The following is an 18,535-nucleotide window of genomic DNA, read 5'->3' on the forward strand; positions in this document are numbered from 1 at the left end:
ATCGCCGGAGACTCATTCATGAATCAGGCTGCAGCCTGGTAAATTCTGGCTAGATTGCTATAAAAGTAATAGCGGTCGATCGATGCAATGCCACCCTGTTCTATCAAACGTCGCCACCGTCTGTTCAGGAGGCCGTCAGCAGGGTGGCGACGCCCCATCCGATCAATAGAAGGCCCGCGCCCCGGCCTATCCAGTGGCCGGCGGGTACGAGTTTTTCCACCAGCACAAAGAGGGCAATTCCCGCGATCCAGACCAGATTCATCACGCCGCCGACAAAGAGCAGGAGCATCAGCATCCAGCAGCAGCCAACGCAGAACATGCCATGGTGCAGGCCCATCAAAAACGCGCCCGTTGGTCCATTGCGCCAGTGCATCAATACGAAGTCCAGGGGAGAGCGGCAGCGCCGAAGGCAGGCTTGCTTGAGCGGCGTCCACTGATAGATGCCGGCCGCAATCAGGACCGTGCCGGCCAGACCGATGCTGGTCGTTTCCATCATGGGTGAGAGCAGCGCGGCCTTGTCCAGCCCGAACTGAAGCGCCACCGCCACCAGGCTGAACGCCGTCCAGATGGTGACGTATCCGCCCACAAAAAGGATGGATCCCGATGCCTGTTCGCCTTTTGCGCGGCGGCCGTGGGCGATGGTGGTGTAAAGCAGGATCATGGGCGTGGCGCTCGGCAGCATCATCGCGGCCATCATCACGACCCACATCGCCAGCATGATCATTGCGTGCGTTGGCGTCCACGGGCCTGAACTCATCGGCATCAGCATGCCACCCATTTCCTGCAGGGTCCCGGCGCCCGTCAGCAGGTAGGCCCAAGCCAAGGCCACCACCAGCAACAAACCGGAAATAACCAGCAGCCGGTCGTGCTTCAATGCCTTTTCAACGCTCGCACTGGCCATGCCCATTTGTCGTGGCTACGCGCCGGGAAGGCCGCCGCCCGGTCAGGCGACAACGCCCTGCGGAGTCTGGACAACATGGGCAAGCGTACTGTGCGACCCTGTGGTGTCGAACGGAATCGCGCCGGTGCTGTGGATGTTGGCCGATGCGATCTCACCCTCGATGTGCTCGAACCCCTCCGGCATCACGACCTGAATGCGATGCGGTGCCCCGGTCACCGGGTTCTTGATTGGTTCGACGTCGGTTTCAAGCACGCCGGGAATGCTCAGGCGTGCGGTCCGGGCCTTCTTGTCAAACTCGAAACTCACGGGCGCGAAGATCGGATCGTGCATCTTGGTGACGATCAGGCTGAAGATATTGAACAGCGTTCCTTCCGCCGAGTTCTTGCCCGACATGATCGAAAACAAAGCCTCGCGTTGCGCCGGTGTCGCGCGCTCTTCGATGATCGGTTGGGCCTGTCCGTTTCCTTCGTGCAATGCGCCAGGAAAGCGCACCGTCACAAAAAAACTCAGTCCGTCAAGGCGCGTGTCTTCAAAGTTTCCCTTGGTGATCCGCATCCCGAGCAGGCCTTCGCAGTAGCCCTTGGTGGGCGGCGCGTTGAAATCGCAGGGGCAGCCAAATGCGCAGTTGCAGTTCTTGATCCATTCACCTTCGAGACGCCAGTTTGCCTGTGCCATGATCGCATCCTCCTGTTTGCCGTTTTCAACAAATGCAGCGAGAGTTGTTTTTTGAATCTGCAACTCCTCCTGCAAACCCGGCCGAACGCAAAACGCATGCGCGGGTACAGTGCTGTACCCAGGGCCGTCAGAAAAAAGGTGTGCTTGCCACTTGCGTTTGGTGTTTGACCATACGCCTATTTTTGGCGGTCGGCAATACCGGCAATACCGGCAATAACTTTTGCTGAATGCACGGTCGGCGTTCAGATGATGTTCAGATTACGTACCGACGGCATTCAGATCAGGTTGCGCATGGCCTGCGCCGTTTCGCGCAGTACCTGCAGCACACGGGCGACGGCCTCTTCGCTTGATTCATGGCCCATGGGCATGGTCACGCTCAGGGCGCCGGCCACATCACCATGCCGGTCACGCAACGGCACGGCAATGCCGCGGTAATTGAGTTCCAGCTGCTGCTCTGAAATGGCCCACCCTTGGGCACGCACGCGCGCCAGCTCGATGCGCAGGCGGTCCTTGCTGGCAATGGTGTAGGAGGTATAGGCCTTGAGTTCGTGGGTGGCGAACCAGTTTTCCAGCCAGCCGGGGTCGCGCAGGGACAGCATCAGCAGGCCGGCGGCGGTGACCTGGGCCTGCACGCGCGAGCCGAGTACGTAGCCGGTGTTCATCGCGCGGTTGGTGCCGTTGCGCGCGATGTACACGACCTCGTCGCCGTCCATCACGCTCACATAGGCGCTTTCCTGCGTGCCGGCGGTCACGCGCTGCAGGAAGGGCTGCACGATGCGCGGCAGCCGGGCCGATTCAAGGTAAGACTGCCCGAGCCTCAAAACGCGTGGGGTCAGCCAGAACAGCTTTCCGTCGCTGGCCACGTAACCCAGGTATTCCAGCGTCAGCAGGTAGCGGCGTGCCGCGGTACGTGTCATGCCACAGCGGGCGCCAGCCTGGCTGGCCGTCAGGCGGGGATTCGCGTCGTCAAAACATTCAATGATGGAAAGGCCTTTTTCCAGCCCGGCAATCCAGTCACGTTTGTCGAGTGCTGGCGAGGGGGGCGCTGGCGGGGCAGGCATTGTCATGGGCCAAGTATTGTGGGAGTGGTTCGGCCATCAATATGAGGTGAAACCCTCGCTTTGATCGATGATCGATCAATAATGTTCGATTATCGTTCAATTTCGAAAAATCAGCTTTAAATTAAAACTTCAAACCACTAAAGTTCAGCCGAAATCTGCAAGTTAAATCGATTATCGAACATTTAGCCCAATCCACCATGCATTCCACCATCCAGGGCAGCACCGATGTTTATTTGATCTCCGGCGATCCGGTGGAGCAGGTGCGTGCGCCCGAGGTGTTCAACCTGATCTTCAGGACGCTGGGTATCAACGCGGTGCTGGTACCTGTGCATGTGCCCCTCCAGGACATCGAGGCTTTCGTGCGCACCGCTTTCCTGGCCAAAAACATCAAGGGCATGCTGCTGACCATTCCGCACAAATCGCGGGTGATGGGCCTGCTTGCGCGTTGCAACGACGCTGGTCGCGTGGCGGGCGCGGTGAACGGCATACGCCGCAACGCAGCGGGCGAGCTGGAAGGCGCGCTGTTCGACGGCAAGGGTTTTGTCTTGTCGCTGGACTACTTCGGGGTGGCCTACGCCGGCAAGCGCGTGCTGATCCTGGGCGCCGGTGGCGCAGCTGCCGCCATTGCCGTCTCGCTGGCGATGGCGGGTAGCCGCGCACCTGCCGGGATTGCACTCTATGACCCGGCACCTGGCAAGGCGCAGGCCCTGGCAAGCCAGCTTGCTGCGGCGGCGCAGACGCCCCTGAAAAAGGTTGTGGCCGCGACCAGCAGCGACCCGTCGGCTTATGACCTGGTGGTGAACGCGTCACCGCTGGGGCTCAGGGCTGGCGATCCGCTGCCGTGCGATGTGTCGCGGCTGGCTCCGCATGCGGCCGTGGTGGACATCCTGATGAAGAACCAGCCGACACCGCTGGTCCAGGCTGCCCGGGCACGGCATCTGGTCGCACAGCCCGGCTTTGAAATGCTGATCCAGCAAGCACCGGATTACCTGGCTTTTTTTGGCTACGCCGAGGCGGCGCAAGCCGTTCGCAACAACGCCACCTTTATTCGCGAACTTCTGTATCCGGCCGCCATGCAGGGTGAGATCAACCGCCCAGGCCAGCGCATCCCCAGCTCCGAATTTGCCAGCGTTCCAGTCCCGGGAGTCGGGGAATCACGACTCCCGGCCCATTGATTCCATGTTGATTCCATATTGATCCCACATTGATTTTTTTACTGACTTTCAACCCTTAGTGGAGACAACCATGCAGAAACGATTTGCTCTTAAAGTGATAGCTGCTTGCGCAATAACCATGGCGGCTACGGCCGGATTTGCACAAGACGTGATCAAGATTGCCAACATTGTCGAGCTGTCCGGTGGTGGTGCCACGGCCGGCACCAACTTCAAGAACGGCGTGGAACTGGCCGTCAAGGAAATCAATGCCGCGGGCGGTATTCTCGGCAAAAAAATCCAGACCACCACCACCGACACCCAGAGCAACCCCGGCGTGGCCAAGGGCCTGACGCAAAAGGCTATTGACGACAACGTCTTCGCCATCTTCGGTCCGGTGTTTTCCGGCTCCATCATGGTCAGCATGGCCGAGTCGCGCCGTGCCGAGGTGCCCAATTTCACGGGCGGCGAGGCGGCCAGCATCACCGAGCAGGGCAACCCCTATGTGTTCCGGACCAGCTTCACACAGGCGACGGCCATGCCCAAGGTCGCCCGCTATATCAGCGATCAGGCCAAACTCAAAAGCATCGCCATCATTTATGTGAACAACGATTTCGGCAAGGGTGGCCTTGACTCGATCAAGAAGGCGCTGGCCAATTCGTCAACCAAGGTTGCCACCGAAATTTCCACCGAGCCCGGCCAGATCGACTTTTCGGCTGCCGTGCTGCGTGCCAAGCAGAGCAATGCGGAAGGCGTGTTCGCCTACTCCAATGAAGAAGAGTCGGCGCGGCTGCTGCGCGAGTTGCGCAAGCAGGGCTGGAACAAACCCGTCATTGGCGAAACCACGCTCACCGGCCAGAAGGTCATTGAGCTGGCGGGTGAGGCTGCCAACGGCGCCGTGGCCCATGTGGGCCTGACGGTTGATGCGCCGCAGCCAGCCATTCGCGCCTTCCGTGCCAAGTTTGAGAAGGAATACAAGTATGTGTCCGACCACAACGGCATGAAAGGCTACTCCGGCATCTACGTGCTGAAGTCCGCGATCGAGAAGGTCGGCAAGCTCGACCGCAAGGCAGTGGCGGCTGCCCTGCATACCCTGAAGGTGAAAGCGGCGGATCAACCCGGCGTGCTGATGGATGTCTCGTTTGACAGCAAGGGCGACCTGGACCGCGAGAGTTTCATGATTGAAGTGAAGAACGGCAAGCAGGAAGTGGTTGCCATCTTGCCACCGCTGGGTGCTGCGCCCGCTGCCGCACCAAAGAAATAAGCCACCGGCCTCCGGCATCAACGCTTGACGTGACGCGCCGGTACGGGTGGCCCCGGGCCGCCGGTACCGGCAGCATGAAACCCTCCAGCAAGTACCTTCTTATGTAAGCACTGCCATGACAGACTTCCTCCAACTCTTTTTCTCGGGCCTGGCCACCGGCAGCATCTATGCGCTGGCAGCCTTGGGTTTTACCTTGCTGTGGCAAGCCTCCGGCACGATCAACTTCGCGCAGGGTGAGTTTGTCATGCTGCCCGCCTTCATGCTGCTGGGCTTCATCTCGCTGGGCGCGCCCATGCTGGTCAGCTTTGTGCTGACCGTGCTGCTGGCCGTGCTGCTGCTGGGCTGGGTCTTCAAGCGCGGCGTGGTCGATCCGCTGTTCAAGTACGGCATGATGCCCATCGTCGTGGCCACCATCGGCCTGTCGATCGCCATGCGCAACGGCGTGCGCGCCGGCTACAGCGCCGAAGCCCATCCCTTCCCCAGCCTGTTTGCCGACAAGCTGTACAACATCGCAGGCGTCACCATCACCCTGCAGGACGTCGGCACCTTTGCCCTGGCCATGATCATCGTGCTGGCGACCCAGGCCTTCCTGGCCAGGACGGTCACGGGCCGCGCGATGCAGGCCGTGGCGCAAAACACCGAGAGCGCCAGCGTGCTCGGCATCAACGTGCCGCGCATGATCTTCTACACCTTCGCCATCAACGCCGTGCTGGCCGTGGCGGCAGCGCTGCTGGTCACGCCGACTTACCTGGCCAAGTTCGACATGGGTGAGGGCCTGGGTACCAAAGCCTTCTTTGCCGCCATCATCGGCGGCTTCAACAATTCACGCGGCGCGCTGCTGGGCGGCCTGATCGTGGGCGTGTGCGAAAACCTCGCATCCGCCTACATCTCGCCGGCCTACAAGGACGCCGTGGCGCTGGTGATTTTCATGATCGTGATCCTGTTCAAGCCGCAAGGCCTGCTGGGCAAAAAAGAGGAGCGCAAGGTATGAAGCTCTTGGACCATAAATTTGCGACCGTTTTCACCGTGCTGGGCGCCTTGCTGGTGCTGGTCGCGCCGCAGTACCTGAAGAACTACGGCATCTACCTGCTGACCTACTGGCTGATCTTCATCATTGCCACCATGGGCCTGAACCTGACCATCGGCTATGCGGGCCAGAAGTCTTTGGGGCACGCGGCATTCTTTGGCATCGGCGCCTACACCGTGGCCATCCTGATGAAGGCCGGCTTCAGCTTCTGGCTCGGTTTGCCGGCAGCGGCGCTGATCTGCTTTGCCGTCGGGCTGATCCTGGGTTTTCCGGCGCTGCGGGTGCAGACCATTTACCTGGCCTTTGCCACCCTGGGCTTCAACACCGCCATCTGGCTGGTCATGCGCAACGAAGAGTGGCTCACCGGCGGCACCTTCGGTATCAACAACATCGCGCGGCCCGCCATATTGGGCTACTCGCTTGAAGCCAACCGGCCGTATTACTACTTTGTGCTGGTGGTGACGCTGATCCTGTCGGGCCTGCTGTGGGGCCTGCTGCGCTCACCCTGGGGCAAAGCCTTCAGGGCCCTGCGCGACAACCCGATCCGCGCCGAAAGCCTGGGGGTCGACATCCGCAATTACACGCTGCTGAGTTTCGCCATTGGCGCGGTGTATGCCGGTATCGCTGGCGCGCTGTTTGCCTCGCTGGTGCAGTTCATTGAACCCGCACCATTCGCGGTGGGCGCCTCCATCATGATGTACCTGATGGTCGTCGTCGGCGGTGCCGGTTATTTCCTCGGCCCCATCGTCGGTGCTGCCGTGGGTGTGGTGCTGCCGGAGTGGCTGCGCGACGTACCGGGCGTGGCCAACTGGTATTTGCCCATGTTTGGCGCCGCGGTGGTGGTGCTGATGGTCTGGCTGCCCGACGGTTTGCTCAGCATTCCGGACCGCATCCGGGACCGGCGCGCCGCGCGTGATGCCTCGGCAGCCCGCAAAATTGCAGCGGGCATGGCGGCCACCAAGCGGGTGGGAGCAGCATCATGATGAGCCCTCTGCTGAAAGTCACCGACCTCAGGAAATCCTACGGTGCCATCCAGGCGGTCGGCGGTGTGTCATTTGAAGTCATGCCGGGCGAGATCTTTGGCGTGATCGGGCCCAACGGCTCGGGCAAGACCACCATGTTCAACAGCGTGCTGGGCCAGATCAGCCCGGACACCGGCGCCATCGAGCTCAACGGCAAAAACATCACGGGTTTGTCACCGCTGGAGTTGAGCCGGCGCGGCGTGGGCCGCACCTTCCAGACCCTGCAGGTGTTTGGCAAGATGACAGTGCGCGACAACCTGATCGTGGCCGCGCAGGAGCACAAAGGCAGCATGCTCAGCCGCATGTTTGCCCCCGGCGACTCGGGGCTGGGCGCGAAGGCCGATGCGCTGATCGACCAGTTCCGCATCCGCCATGTCGCCGACAAGCCGGCCGGCACGCTGAGCTACGGCCAGCAAAAGCTGGTGGACATTGCCATGGCCTTCATGGCCGAGCCCGACCTCGTGCTGCTCGACGAGCCATGTGCCGGTGTCAACCCCAGCCTGGTGGGCGGCATCTCGACCCTCCTCAAGGAATTGAACCAGAACCCGAAGTTCGGGCGCAAGGGATCGTTTGTGGTGATTGAGCACAACATGGACTTTGTGATGGATTTGTGCCACCGCATCATGGTGATGGTGGAGGGGCGGGTGCTGGCGATTGGCACACCGGCTGAAATTCGGGGCAACAAAGAGGTGCTTGATGCTTATTTAGGGAATTAGCCCCTGTCTCGGCTCACTGCGTGTAGCCGGAATCCCCCTCAGGGGGACAACCGCTGCGGCCCGGCGAAGCCGGTTCCGCGCCGTTGCTGATAAAGAAATTGGATTGCGATTTCACGGAGTGTAGAAATGACAAGTGACATCTGTATTGAATTTGACGATGTGGTGGCCGGTTACAAGGACTTCATGATCCTGAACAACCTGTCGTTCAAGGTCAGGCGCGGCTCCATCACCTTGCTGCTGGGTCCCAATGGCGCGGGCAAGTCCACCGTGCTGAAAACCCTGTTCGGTCTGCTCAAGCCGCGCCAGGGCCGCATCCTGCTCGATGGGGTGGACATCTCCGGCGCCACACAGAAAGAATTGCTGGCCAAGGGCATTGCCTTTGTGCCGCAGGGGCGCAACCTGTTTGGCCAGCTCACGGTCTGGCAGAACCTGGAGCTCGGCGGCATCACCTTGGGCACCAAGACCACGCATGAGCGGATTCCCGAGGTGCTGGAGTTCTTCCCGCGCGTGAAGGAGCGCCTGCACTCCCAGGCCTCGGCCCTGTCCGGCGGCGAGCAAAAGCAGCTGGAGGTCGGCCGTGCCCTGCTGCTGCGTCCCAAGGTGCTGCTGATTGACGAGCCTTCCATCGGCTTGTCGCCGATAGTGGTGCAGGATGTGTTCAAGCTGCTGCAAAAACTGGCCTCGCAGGGAACCACGGTGCTGATGGTGGAACAAAATGTCAAGAGCGCCCTCAAAATGGCGGATGACGCGATTGCGCTGGAGTCGGGCCAGCTGGTGCTGCACAAAAAAGCTTCCGAGTTGCTGGCCGACCCGAATATCGAGCGGCTTTTTCTGGGCGGCGGGCATGTGCCTGGTGTGACGGTCGAATCCGCTTTTCCGGCAAACCAGCCGCTTTGATGTCCTGATCATTCCTGAACTCAACCGGAGAACACCATGAGCACCCACCTCCAGACGGCAAGCACTGACCGGGAATCCATCCTCGACGCTGTCAACCCGCTCGGACTGGACGGCATTGAATTCATCGAATACACCACCGCCAAGCCGCAGGCGCTGGGGCAGGTGCTGGAGATGATGGGCTTTCGCCCCATCGCACGCCACCGCTCGCGCGAGGTGCTGCTGTACCGGCAGGGTGGCATCAATGTGATCGTCAATGCCCACATACCTGCGCTGCCCGACGGCGCGGCGCCGACCGACAAGCCGGTGATTGCAGCGGTGGCCGTGCGCGTGCGGGATGCGGCAGAGGCCTATCGCCGGGCGCTGGAGCGCGGTGCCTGGGCCGTGCCCTCGCGCGTGGAAGTCATGGAGCTGAACATTCCCGCCATCCACGGTGTGGGCAAGAGCCGCATCTATTTCGTGGACCGCTACGACAAGTTTTCCATCTATGACGTGGACTTCGTGCCGATTCCCACGGTGGACCCGCATCCACCTGCTGTGGCCGGCCTGCATTTTTTCGGCATCGTGCAGTACATCGGCAATGACCGCACCGAAGACTGGGCGGAGTTTTATCGCGAGCTGTTCGGCTTCACCGAGTTGCCCGCCGAGCAACGCTTTGGCATCCTGCCCAAGGGGCGAATTCTGCGCAGTCCATGCCCGCCAGCATCGCGTTTTTACCTCCAGCTGATCGAGCCCGAAGCCAGCGTGCTGGATGTGGAGGGCGATGAGGGACTGCAGCGCATCGGCCTGGGCACTGCCGACGTGTTGCAGGCGGTGGCCGAACTGGGCATGCGCGGCGTGGAATTTGTCGAGTCGCGCGGCGTTCACACCGAGGACCGCGGCGCCTTGACCAAAACCTGGCTGGGCAGCGTGAGCTTTGAGCTCGTGCACGACGAGCGCGGTTGAAGATCATGAGTCACTACAGCGGAAACATAGACGATTTCGGGATGGACACCATCTCGCTGGCCGGCCCGCTCGAGGCCAAGCTCAAGGCTGTTCGCGAGGCGGGGTTCACCCAGATCATGCTGGCCGCGAGGGACCTGGTGGGCCACCCCGACGGCCTTGACGCCGCGATTGCGGCGGTGCGTACCAGCGGCTTGCGCGTGACCGGCTTTCAGGTGCTGCGCGATTTTGAGGGCCTGTCGGGCCATCTTCACGATTACAAGGTCGACATTGCCAAATCGATGCTGGAGATGTGCCACGCGCTGGACTGCCGGCTGTTGCTGATCTGTTCATCCACGTCCGTGCATGCCACGGACGACACCCGGGCGCTGGTGAAGGACTTGCGCAAACTGGCCATGCTGGCGATTCCCATGAATATCCGCATAGCCTATGAAGCCTTGTCGTGGGGGCGTGTCGTCAATGAATTCCCACAGGCCTGGGACATCATTTGCGAGGCTGACATGCCCAATCTCGGCCTGGGATTTGACTCCTTCCACATGTTTGCGACCAAGACCTCGCTGGACGAGCTGGACATGCTGGATCCCGACAAGATATTCCTGGTGCAGCTGGCCGACTTCATGTGGACCGAGATCAAGTCGGTCGAGGAACGCATTGCCACCGCGCGGCATTTTCGCGTGTTTCCCGGGGAAGGCGTACACAGCGAAGCACTCGCCACGCTGGTGACCAAACTCCACGGGCTGGGTTACCGCGGTGACTACAGTTTCGAGGTCTTCAATGACGACTACCAGCAAATGCCTTTACCCACCGTGGCGCAACGCGCCTGGCGTTCGGCCTTGTGGCTGGGCGAGGACGTCTTGCGGCGTTCCGTGCCCTTGCCCAACCAGATCCGCCTGAAGCGTTGAAGGCCTGTTAATTCACTTTTATGACCCCTGACATCGCATGAGCAGCATTTTTGAAGGTTTCCTGTCCACGTCCGAAATCCTGGAGGCGTTCAGTGAGCGCAATTTTCTGGATGCCATGCTGCGCTTTGAGGGCTCGCTGGCGCGCGCGCAGGCCAGCGTCGGGCTGATTCCCGAGGCCGTGGCCCAGTCCATCAGCGGGACCTGCAAGGTCGAGCTGTTTGATGTGGCCAAGATCGTGCGCGAAAGCGGGCGCGCCGGCAGCATCGCGATTCCGCTGGTCAAGAGCCTGAAGGAAACGGTGGGCCTCTTCAACAAGGATGCCGCCGGTTTTGTCCACTTTGGCTCTACCTCCCAGGACGTGATCGATACCGCGCTGGCGCTGGTGACCCGCAATGCGCTGAACCTGATCGAAGCCGATGTCCACAAGGCGGTGGCGGCGTTGCTGGTCCTGGCCGGGCGCCATGCCGCCGATCCTGTGCTGGCGCGCACACTGATGCAGCCGGCGTCGGTCACCAGTTTTGGCCTGAAATGCGCCGGATGGGCCGCACCGCTGGTACGCAGCCTGCAGCGCCTGCAGGCGACAGCCGGCAATGCCCTGAGCGTGCAGCTGGGTGGCGCGGTGGGCACGCTCGCCCAGATGCAGAAAGCAGGAAAGAATCTGGGGCCGCAGGTCATCGCGCACATGGCGAGCGAGCTGAAACTGAGGGCGCCTTCCTGCGCATGGCATACGCAGCGCGACGAGTGGGTCGCGCTCGGTTGCGAGTTGGGGCTGCTGGTGGGCAGTCTTGGCAAGATCGCCAAGGACATTGCCCTGATGGGCCAGTATGAAGTGGGCGAGGTGGCCGAGCCGACCGAGCCGGGGCGCGGGGGGTCGTCGGCCATGCCGCACAAGCGCAATCCGGTTGCCTGCATGGTGGCGCTGGCTGCGGCGCAGCGGGCGCCGCAACGGGTGGCCGCGTTGCTGGCCGCCATGCCGCAGGAGCACGAGCGAGCCCTTGGCAATTGGCAGGCCGAGCTGGCCGAATGGCCGGGCCTGCTGATGTCGGCGCACGGCTCCGCCCGTGCGATGGCCCAGGCGCTGCCGGGCCTGCAGGTGGATACGCAGCGCATGCGGGCCAACCTGGACGCCTTGCGGGCGGTGCTGCCCGCCGAGGCTGCAGACGAGTGGTTCAGTCCCGGCCTGGCCCGGCATGCGGCGGAGCTGACGCAGGCCCAGGTGCTGGCCCACACCCAGGCGCTGGCTGCGCTGAAGCCCCCGAAATCACCAGATACCAACACAATGAAAGTGATGCCATGAGCACGAGTGACTCCATGAATGATTACGACAAGGGCATGGTCAATCGCCGCAGGGTGCTGGGCGATGCCTGGGTAGACAAATCCCTTGCCAACAGCAATGCGTTCAACGGGGAATTCCAGGCCTTGATCACGCGCTATGCGTGGCACGAAATCTGGGGACGCCCCGCATTTGGCGACAAGACACGGCGCCTCATGGTGCTGTCCACCATGATTGCGCTGAAGGCCTTTGAGGAATTCGCCATGCACGTTCGCGCCGGGCTGGACGGCCCGCTGGACTCCCGGCTGACGCCCGAAGACATCAAGGAGGTCATCCTGCAGGCGGCGATTTACTGCGGTGTGCCTGCGGCCAACCATGCGTTCGCGGTCGCCGGCGATATCCTGCGCGAAAAAGGCCTGCTGGCCGCCACACCCTGAGGACACCCCAGACAATGAAAAAAACTGTTTTGCACTGGACGAAAGAGGGCCAGGGACCGGTGGTGGTGTTGAGCCATGCGCTCGGCTGCGACATCCGCATGTGGGATGGCGTGACGGCGCTGCTCAAGAGCCGCTACACCGTGCTGCGTTATGACCACCGGGGGCACGGCCAGTCGCAAGCGCCTGCCGGGCCGTACAGTCTCGACCTGCTGGCCGAAGACGCCGCCGGCCTGATCCGCGAACAGGCGGCAGGCCCGGTGCATTTTGTCGGCCTGAGCATGGGCGGCATGACGGCGCAGGCGCTCGCTGCCAGCCAGCCGCAGCTGGTCAAAAGCATTGTCATCGCCAACGCGGCCAGCTGGTACGACGATACGGCCCGCGCGCTGTGGCAGGCTCGGGTCCAGACTGTGCTCGCCCAGGGCGTCGCAGCCATCGCCGACGGCGCCATGCAGCGCTGGTTCACACCGGAATTCAGGGCGGACCTTGCCGGAGGCGGCGCGCAGCGCGTGGCGGACCTGCGCCACCAGCTGGAAAACACCGACGCTGCCGCCTATGCCGCCAGTTGCGAGGCGGTGGCATCCATTGACTTTCGTGCCAGCAATCGCCGCATCGAATGCCCGGCGCTGGTGATCGCGGGCACACGTGACGAGGCCACGCCGTTGGCCATGTCGCAGACCATTGCGGACAGCATCCCCAGCGCGCAATTGCGTACGCTGGAGGCTGCCCATCTCAGTGCCGTGGAGCAACCCGAAGCGTTTGCCCGTTTGCTGGAAGGTTTTTTTGACGGTGTGAAGTAGCCGTCTTGCGTGATGCCGGCGTGCCGCAAGTGTGATGCCAGCGAGGCAGGCCCGATAATCACCGGATGTGGGCCCATCCAATTACCGTTTTCAGCTTGAACCCCGCGCAGCATTGACCATGCCGACCTCGAAATTTCTGGTTGATGAGCGCGAGGTGGAGTTCAGCGCTATCCGCGCCCAGGGCGCGGGCGGACAAAACGTCAACAAGGTGTCCAGCGCCGTGCACCTGCGCTTTGACATTGCGGCGTCTTCACTTCCCGATGAGGTCAAGGGCCGCCTGCTGGCGCTGAGCGACAGCCGAATTACCCAGGAAGGCGTGTTTGTGCTGAAGGCGCAGCAGCACCGTACACAAGAGATGAACCGGAGCGACGCCTTGATGCGCTTGCAGGAAGTGGTTGACAGCGTGTCGTCGCCACCCAAACCCCGACGCGCTACCAAGCCGACCTACGGCTCGAAACAGCGGCGTCTGGCCGGCAAAAGCCAGCGCTCGGAGATCAAGAACCTGCGTGGCAAGGTCAATGAATGATTGACCCTGGAGCCCTGGCCGGCACCTGGCGCCGCCAGGCTGCCGGGTTCATTCCCAATCAGGTTTTTTGAACGCGCCAGCCAGGTACTCGACCATGCGCCGCACCTTGACCGACAGGTGCTGTCGGCTCGGGTACACCGCATGGATGGCGAGGGTCGGCGCGCGGTAGTGCGGCAGCACTTCCACCAGCCGGCCCGCCTTGAGGTCGGCGCCGACAATGAAGGTGGGCTGCAGGATCAGACCCTGGCCCGCCAGCGCTGCGGCCAGGCAGGTGTCGCCGGAGTTGCTGCGCAGGCGGGCCTGCGTGAGCACCTCGACAGGGCCCTCCGGCCCCTCGAACGCCCAGCTGTCACCGCCTGACCAGTAGCTGTAGGCGATCACCGGGTGCGCGGCGATGTCTTCAATGGTGCTCAGCCGGGCCTGCCGTTTCAGTTTCAGGTAGGCGGGCGAGGCGCACAGCACCAGCCGGGTGCTGGCGAGCTGCCGTGAGATCAGGCTGGAATTGAGCAGGCGGGCGATACGGATAGCCAGGTCGTAGCCGTCTTCCACCAGGTCCACCTGCCGGTCGGAGAGTGTGACGTCCAGCGTCACGTCGGGGTGCCGCTGCAAAAAACCGCCCCACAGCGGCGCCAGATGCAGGTTGCCGAAACTGACCGGCGCGTTGATGCGCAGCCGGCCTACCGGTCGGGCGGTACTGGCGCTGGCGGCCAGGTTGGCTTCGGCCAGATCATCCAGGATCTTGCGGCAGCGCTCAAAATAATCGGCCCCCGATTCGGTCAGCGACTGTTTGCGCGTGGTGCGATTCAGGAGCCGCGTGTCCAGCCGGGCCTCGAGTTCCAGCACCAGGCGCGACACCGCGGCCTTGGAGTCGCCCAGCTTTTCGGCGGCTTTGACGAAGCTGCCGTTTTGCACCACGGCAACAAAGGTTTCAATCTGGCGGAGCTGGTCCATGGTGTGCGTTTTCGCCTTTTCAACGGTGAGTGAGCCGAGTGGGTTCAAGTAAGGTCAGAGTGCTGTTCTGACCATTTATTGTCAATTATTCAGAGTCAATGAATCAAGATTTACGATATTTATCTTTAATTTATGGATAACTACAGTATCAGTAATCTTTGGAAAGGATTTCGTCATGCCGGCCTCAACACTTCCAGCCCTGTTTTTATCCCACGGCGCACCGCTGTTCGCCATTGAAGCCGGCAGCACCGGCCCCGCGCTGACACGCTGGGGCGCAGCACTTGCGCAGGCGCCCGGCGATTTGCGCGGCATCGTCATCATGTCGCCGCACTGGATGGCGCGCACCCCGGCGGTCATGGCCAACCCGGCCCCTGCCACGTGGCACGACTTTGGCGGTTTTCCGCCTGCTCTGTACGAACTGCAATACCCCGCCCCGGGCAGCCCGGCATTGGCGGCCGAAGTGCGGGACTTGCTGCAGGGCGCGGGCATGGCCGCTGACAGCGATGCGGAGCGCCCGCTCGACCACGGCGCCTGGGTGCCGCTGATGCATCTCTTCCCGAAGGCGGATGTACCGGTGGTGCAAGTGGCCTTGCCGCTGGGTTACGGCCCGGCCCAGGTGCTGGCCATGGGCCGTGCGCTGCGCAGTCTCCGGGCCAAAGGTGTGCTGGTCATTGGCTCGGGCAGCATGACGCACAACCTGCGCGAGTTTTTTGGCGGCGAGCGCGAGCCGTCGCCTTATGTGGTCGAGTTCAGCCGCTGGGTGGAGTCGGCCATCGTGCGCGGCGACAAGGCTGCACTGCTCGACTACCGCCGCCAGGCACCGCATGCGCAACGGGCGCATCCCAGTGAAGATCATTTCCTGCCGGTATTTTTTGCTTTGGGGGTCGCTGGTTGGGGCGACGAGGAAGCGGTGCAGGCCGACTACCTGAGCCGCGAGGTGATGTACGGCATCCTCGCGATGGATTCGTTTGCGCTGGCATCAGCGCAGCCTGCCTGAAAACCCGGCCATCGTCCGAAGGAAGAATTTTTATATGACTGAAAACAACGTGAAATTCAATGAATCTGGCAGTATTCCGCTATCTTTTTTGAAGCGTGATGCGGCGCCCGGAACCGCCAACCCGTGGTTGCTGGTGCTGTTGCACGGCGTGGGCAGCAGTGAAGAAGACCTGTTCGGCCTGGCATCCCATGTCCCGGCCAACTTTCATGTGGTCAGCCTGCGCGCACCGAATGTGGTGGGGCACGGTTCATATGCCTGGTTTCAGTTTGGCGTTTCACCGCAGGGCCAGCGTGTCATCCATCAGGCGCAGGAGGCCGCCAGTCGCCGGCTGGTGGCCGACACCCTTGCGGGCCTGTCGCGGCAACTGGGCGTGCCGCCCGAACGCGTGGTCGTGGGGGGATTCAGCCAGGGCGGCATCATGTCGCTCTCGTTGCTGCTGACACAGCCAGAGCTTGTGCACGGTGCGATGGTGCTGCACAGCCGCCTGCTGGATGAAGTGCTGCCGTTCGCGGCACCCGGGGCGCAGCTGCAGGGCAAGCAGCTATGGGTCAGCGGTGGAACCCGGGACCAGGTGCTGCCCGTAGCCCATTCCCAGTCGATTCGCGAGCAGGTGCAAAAGCTGCCGATCACGCTGCGCTATACCGAGTTTCCCAACGCCCACGAGATCACGCAGGATGAATTGGCGGGTGCCATGCAGTGGCTGCAGCAGCTGGCGGCGTAGCGGCATAGAGGCGTAGAGGCGTAGAGGCCAGGCAGGGCGTGGCCCCGTGCGGCGTGATCGTCAAACAGTCCGGAAGTCCAACCAGGTTCAAGCCGGCCAAGTGGCTCGGCAAATGGATATGGCCGCCGGTTGGAGCTCTCGATGGCAGCAGGCCCGAACCCCAAAAACGAGTTGCCAAAAGGCCAAGGGCAGGTCACCATATCCGCCGACAACATTGAGGAGTTGCGGCCATGAAGATCACTCGAATCGAGCTCCACCCCATCCGTGTGCCGTTCGACATGGGGGCGGCACCGACGGCGTTTGCCGGGATGAACTGGACTTCAGTGGACTCCCTGTTCGTGCGCGTTCGCACTGATGCGGGCGTCGATGGCTGGGGCGAGGGATGGGGGCACGTTGCCTGTCCGACCACCAGCGCGGCCTTGACGACACTCGTTGGGCCTGCGTTCATCGGGCGCGATGTTTCCGACCGGTCGCGATTGATGACGGAGATGTTCCACCGTTTCCATATCCATGGTCGAACGGGCCCGGTGGTGTACGCGCTTTCGGCCATCGAGATTGCGCTGTGGGACATCGCCGGCAAGTTGGCGTCGTTGCCGATCGCATCGCTGCTGGGGGGCGCGCCGCGTGAGTTGACCGCTTACGCGAGCCTGCTGCGCTATGCGGAGCCTGAGTTGGTTGCATCGGCCGTCGATCGCGCCTTGGCGCAGGGGTTTCGCCACATCAAGCTGCACGAAGTCCGCCTGGACACAGTGCGCGCGGCGCGCGCCGCTTGCGGTGAATCGGTATGGCTCGCGCTCGACACCAACTGTCCGTGGAGCGTGTCCCAGGCTATCGAGCATGCCCGCGCGCTCGAGGCATCGCGTCTGGCCTGGCTGGAAGAGCCCGTGTGGCCGCCGGAGGATCACGCCGGCCTGGCGCGTGTACGCGCGGCGACGACGATTCCGATCGCCGCGGGAGAGAACGTTGCCGGTGTGCACGAATTGGCCGCGATGCTGCGGGCTGGGTCGGTCGACATTTGCCAGCCCAGCGTCATCAAGTTCGGCGGCATTGAGGCGGTGGCACGGGCTGCGATCCTGGCGCGCACGCATGGCGTCGACTACGTGCCGCACTGTTTCTACTTCGGCCCGGGCTTTCTGGCGTCGCTTCACCTCGCGGCGGCCTTCGCGCCGGAGGTTGCTTTCGAGCTCTTCTTCGGCGACCTGCAAGCCAGTCCGTACCACGACGCCGTGCGCGCTCGCCAGGGCCGACTGTCAGTGCCGCCTGGGCCGGGCCTGGGGCTAGACCCGGACATGGAGATTCTGAATCGCTACCGTCTCGGTCCCCCGGTCGTGATCGAAAGCTGAGGGGTCCTGTTTCGCGTCAACATCGAGGAGCGGGGCAAGGTATAAACGCTGAATGACTCTTTCGGTACAGGTTCAAATCCAAGTCCCCCCTGAAGCACAAGCGCTTTTAGAAACAGCGGTCCGCAAGGAAACGCCCTGCGGGGCGGGCAGCATGGTCTGGCATGTCTGGGGTGAGGCGGGTGGCAGCCGCGCGCTGGCGCCCGTGGTGCTTCTTCATGGCGGCAGCGGCAGCTGGACGCATTGGCTGCGCAACATTCTTCCCTTGGTCGAGTCGGGGCGCCGGGTCTATGTGCCGGACCTGCCCGGTTTTGGCGATTCAGCCGCACCGGCACAGGGGACGGACGCCGATGCCGTGCCCGGTCCGGTTGAGCAGGGGCTGAAGTTGCTGCTCGATGACGAGGCCTGTGATCTTGTGGGTTTTTCGTTTGGCGGCATGGTGGCCGGGTTTCTGGCGGCCCAGTTTCCGGCGCGGGCTGCCCGTGTAGTGCTGGTGGGCGCGCCCGGTTTGGGCATCGCACCCGAGAAGCCGATTCAGCTCAATTCGTGGCGGCACCTGACAGACCCAGCCCAGCGCGATGCCATTCACCGCGGCAACCTGGCGGCGCTGATGCTGTACCGCCCGGAGGCGATCACCGAGCTGGCGCTTCGCCTGCATGTGGCCAACGTGCTGCGCGACCGGATGAAAGGGCGCAGCCTGTCGCGTACCGACGTGCTGGCGCGTTCACTGGAGCAGGTGCGCTGCCCGGTGCATGCCATTTACGGCAGTGAAGACGCCCTGTACCGGGGCAAGCTGGATGCGCTGGCGGCGGCTGTGCGGCAAGCCCGAAATTTCCGGACCCTGACGCTCATTGATGCCGCCGGCCACTGGGTTCAGTTTGAACGGGCAGATGCCTTTAACCAGGCACTGCTGGCGGCACTCAGCGAGGCACCGTAAG

Annotated in this window: 20 protein-coding genes; 16 read left to right on the top strand and 4 right to left on the bottom strand. The window is 62.6% G+C overall.

The features are described from left to right. Positions 1 to 124: 124 nt before the first annotated feature. The 3 genes from BPRO_RS09180 to BPRO_RS09190 form a co-directional block, all read right to left on the bottom strand. Complete coding sequence (locus BPRO_RS09180) at positions 125 to 901, bottom strand: DUF2182 domain-containing protein (protein ID WP_041389496.1); 777 nt, start codon at positions 899 to 901, stop codon at positions 125 to 127. A 42-nt stretch (positions 902 to 943) separates the two neighbouring features. Continuing rightward, positions 944 to 1,639 (bottom strand): DUF1326 domain-containing protein, encoded by a 696-nt coding sequence (locus BPRO_RS09185; protein ID WP_198140998.1) that lies wholly within the window; start codon positions 1,637 to 1,639, stop codon positions 944 to 946. A 212-nt stretch (positions 1,640 to 1,851) separates the two neighbouring features. Further along, positions 1,852 to 2,643: an IclR family transcriptional regulator domain-containing protein gene (locus BPRO_RS09190; RefSeq protein ID WP_011482778.1), complete on the bottom strand. Its 792-nt coding sequence runs from the start codon at positions 2,641 to 2,643 to the stop codon at positions 1,852 to 1,854. A 191-nt stretch (positions 2,644 to 2,834) separates the two neighbouring features. Here BPRO_RS09190 and BPRO_RS09195 point away from each other — a divergent pair, with 191 nt between their 5' ends. The 12 genes from BPRO_RS09195 (at position 2,835) to arfB (ending at position 13,588) form a co-directional block, all read left to right on the top strand. Continuing rightward, positions 2,835 to 3,812: a shikimate dehydrogenase family protein gene (locus tag BPRO_RS09195; protein WP_011482779.1), complete on the top strand. Its 978-nt coding sequence runs from the start codon at positions 2,835 to 2,837 to the stop codon at positions 3,810 to 3,812. 70 nt (positions 3,813 to 3,882) lie between these two features. Continuing rightward, the gene (locus tag BPRO_RS09200) at positions 3,883 to 5,052 is read left to right on the top strand and encodes an ABC transporter substrate-binding protein (protein ID WP_011482780.1); all 1,170 of its coding nucleotides are present in this window, start codon (positions 3,883 to 3,885) and stop codon (positions 5,050 to 5,052) included. Between the two features lie 115 nt (positions 5,053 to 5,167). Beyond that, positions 5,168 to 6,043 (top strand): branched-chain amino acid ABC transporter permease, encoded by an 876-nt coding sequence (locus BPRO_RS09205; protein ID WP_011482781.1) that lies wholly within the window; start codon positions 5,168 to 5,170, stop codon positions 6,041 to 6,043. Next, complete coding sequence (locus BPRO_RS09210; RefSeq protein WP_011482782.1) at positions 6,040 to 7,062, top strand: branched-chain amino acid ABC transporter permease; 1,023 nt, start codon at positions 6,040 to 6,042, stop codon at positions 7,060 to 7,062. The genes BPRO_RS09205 and BPRO_RS09210 overlap by 4 nt, the downstream gene beginning before the upstream one ends. Continuing rightward, entirely contained in the window at positions 7,059 to 7,817 is a 759-nt protein-coding gene (locus BPRO_RS09215) for an ABC transporter ATP-binding protein (protein WP_011482783.1), read from the top strand. The genes BPRO_RS09210 and BPRO_RS09215 overlap by 4 nt, the downstream gene beginning before the upstream one ends. 126 nt (positions 7,818 to 7,943) lie before the next feature. Further along, complete coding sequence (locus BPRO_RS09220) at positions 7,944 to 8,714, top strand: ABC transporter ATP-binding protein (RefSeq protein ID WP_011482784.1); 771 nt, start codon at positions 7,944 to 7,946, stop codon at positions 8,712 to 8,714. Positions 8,715 to 8,750: 36 nt separating this feature from the next. Further along, complete coding sequence (locus BPRO_RS09225) at positions 8,751 to 9,656, top strand: VOC family protein (RefSeq protein WP_011482785.1); 906 nt, start codon at positions 8,751 to 8,753, stop codon at positions 9,654 to 9,656. Positions 9,657 to 9,661: 5 nt separating this feature from the next. Beyond that, a complete protein-coding gene (locus tag BPRO_RS09230) occupies positions 9,662 to 10,555 on the top strand; it encodes a sugar phosphate isomerase/epimerase family protein (RefSeq protein WP_011482786.1) in 894 nt (297 codons plus the stop codon). A gap of 37 nt (positions 10,556 to 10,592) precedes the next feature. Continuing rightward, complete coding sequence (pcaB, locus tag BPRO_RS09235) at positions 10,593 to 11,852, top strand: 3-carboxy-cis,cis-muconate cycloisomerase (RefSeq protein ID WP_011482787.1); 1,260 nt, start codon at positions 10,593 to 10,595, stop codon at positions 11,850 to 11,852. Then, entirely contained in the window at positions 11,849 to 12,265 is a 417-nt protein-coding gene (locus BPRO_RS09240; protein ID WP_011482788.1) for a carboxymuconolactone decarboxylase family protein, read from the top strand. The genes pcaB and BPRO_RS09240 overlap by 4 nt, the downstream gene beginning before the upstream one ends. A 14-nt stretch (positions 12,266 to 12,279) precedes the next feature. After that, entirely contained in the window at positions 12,280 to 13,062 is a 783-nt protein-coding gene (gene pcaD / locus BPRO_RS09245) for a 3-oxoadipate enol-lactonase (protein WP_011482789.1), read from the top strand. A 118-nt stretch (positions 13,063 to 13,180) separates the two neighbouring features. Further along, positions 13,181 to 13,588: an alternative ribosome rescue aminoacyl-tRNA hydrolase ArfB gene (gene arfB / locus BPRO_RS09250; protein ID WP_011482790.1), complete on the top strand. Its 408-nt coding sequence runs from the start codon at positions 13,181 to 13,183 to the stop codon at positions 13,586 to 13,588. A gap of 48 nt (positions 13,589 to 13,636) precedes the next feature. Here the strand turns inward: arfB and BPRO_RS09255 are convergent, their stop codons facing one another. After that, entirely contained in the window at positions 13,637 to 14,539 is a 903-nt protein-coding gene (locus BPRO_RS09255; protein WP_011482791.1) for a LysR family transcriptional regulator, read from the bottom strand. A gap of 175 nt (positions 14,540 to 14,714) precedes the next feature. Here BPRO_RS09255 and BPRO_RS09260 point away from each other — a divergent pair, with 175 nt between their 5' ends. From BPRO_RS09260 to BPRO_RS09275, 4 genes are all read left to right on the top strand, one after another. Next, entirely contained in the window at positions 14,715 to 15,536 is an 822-nt protein-coding gene (locus BPRO_RS09260; protein ID WP_011482792.1) for a DODA-type extradiol aromatic ring-opening family dioxygenase, read from the top strand. Positions 15,537 to 15,570: 34 nt separating this feature from the next. Then, positions 15,571 to 16,257, top strand: coding sequence for an alpha/beta hydrolase (locus tag BPRO_RS09265; RefSeq protein WP_011482793.1), 687 nt, complete (start codon positions 15,571 to 15,573; stop codon positions 16,255 to 16,257). A gap of 230 nt (positions 16,258 to 16,487) precedes the next feature. Then, positions 16,488 to 17,600: a mandelate racemase/muconate lactonizing enzyme family protein gene (locus tag BPRO_RS09270; RefSeq protein ID WP_011482794.1), complete on the top strand. Its 1,113-nt coding sequence runs from the start codon at positions 16,488 to 16,490 to the stop codon at positions 17,598 to 17,600. 52 nt (positions 17,601 to 17,652) lie between these two features. After that, positions 17,653 to 18,534 carry an alpha/beta fold hydrolase gene (locus tag BPRO_RS09275; protein WP_011482795.1) on the top strand — a complete coding sequence of 294 codons (882 nt, stop codon included), beginning with the start codon at positions 17,653 to 17,655 and terminating at the stop codon, positions 18,532 to 18,534. Position 18,535: the final 1 nt, after the last annotated feature.

This window comes from Polaromonas sp. JS666 (assembly GCF_000013865.1).
GTDB lineage: Bacteria > Pseudomonadota > Gammaproteobacteria > Burkholderiales > Burkholderiaceae_C > Polaromonas.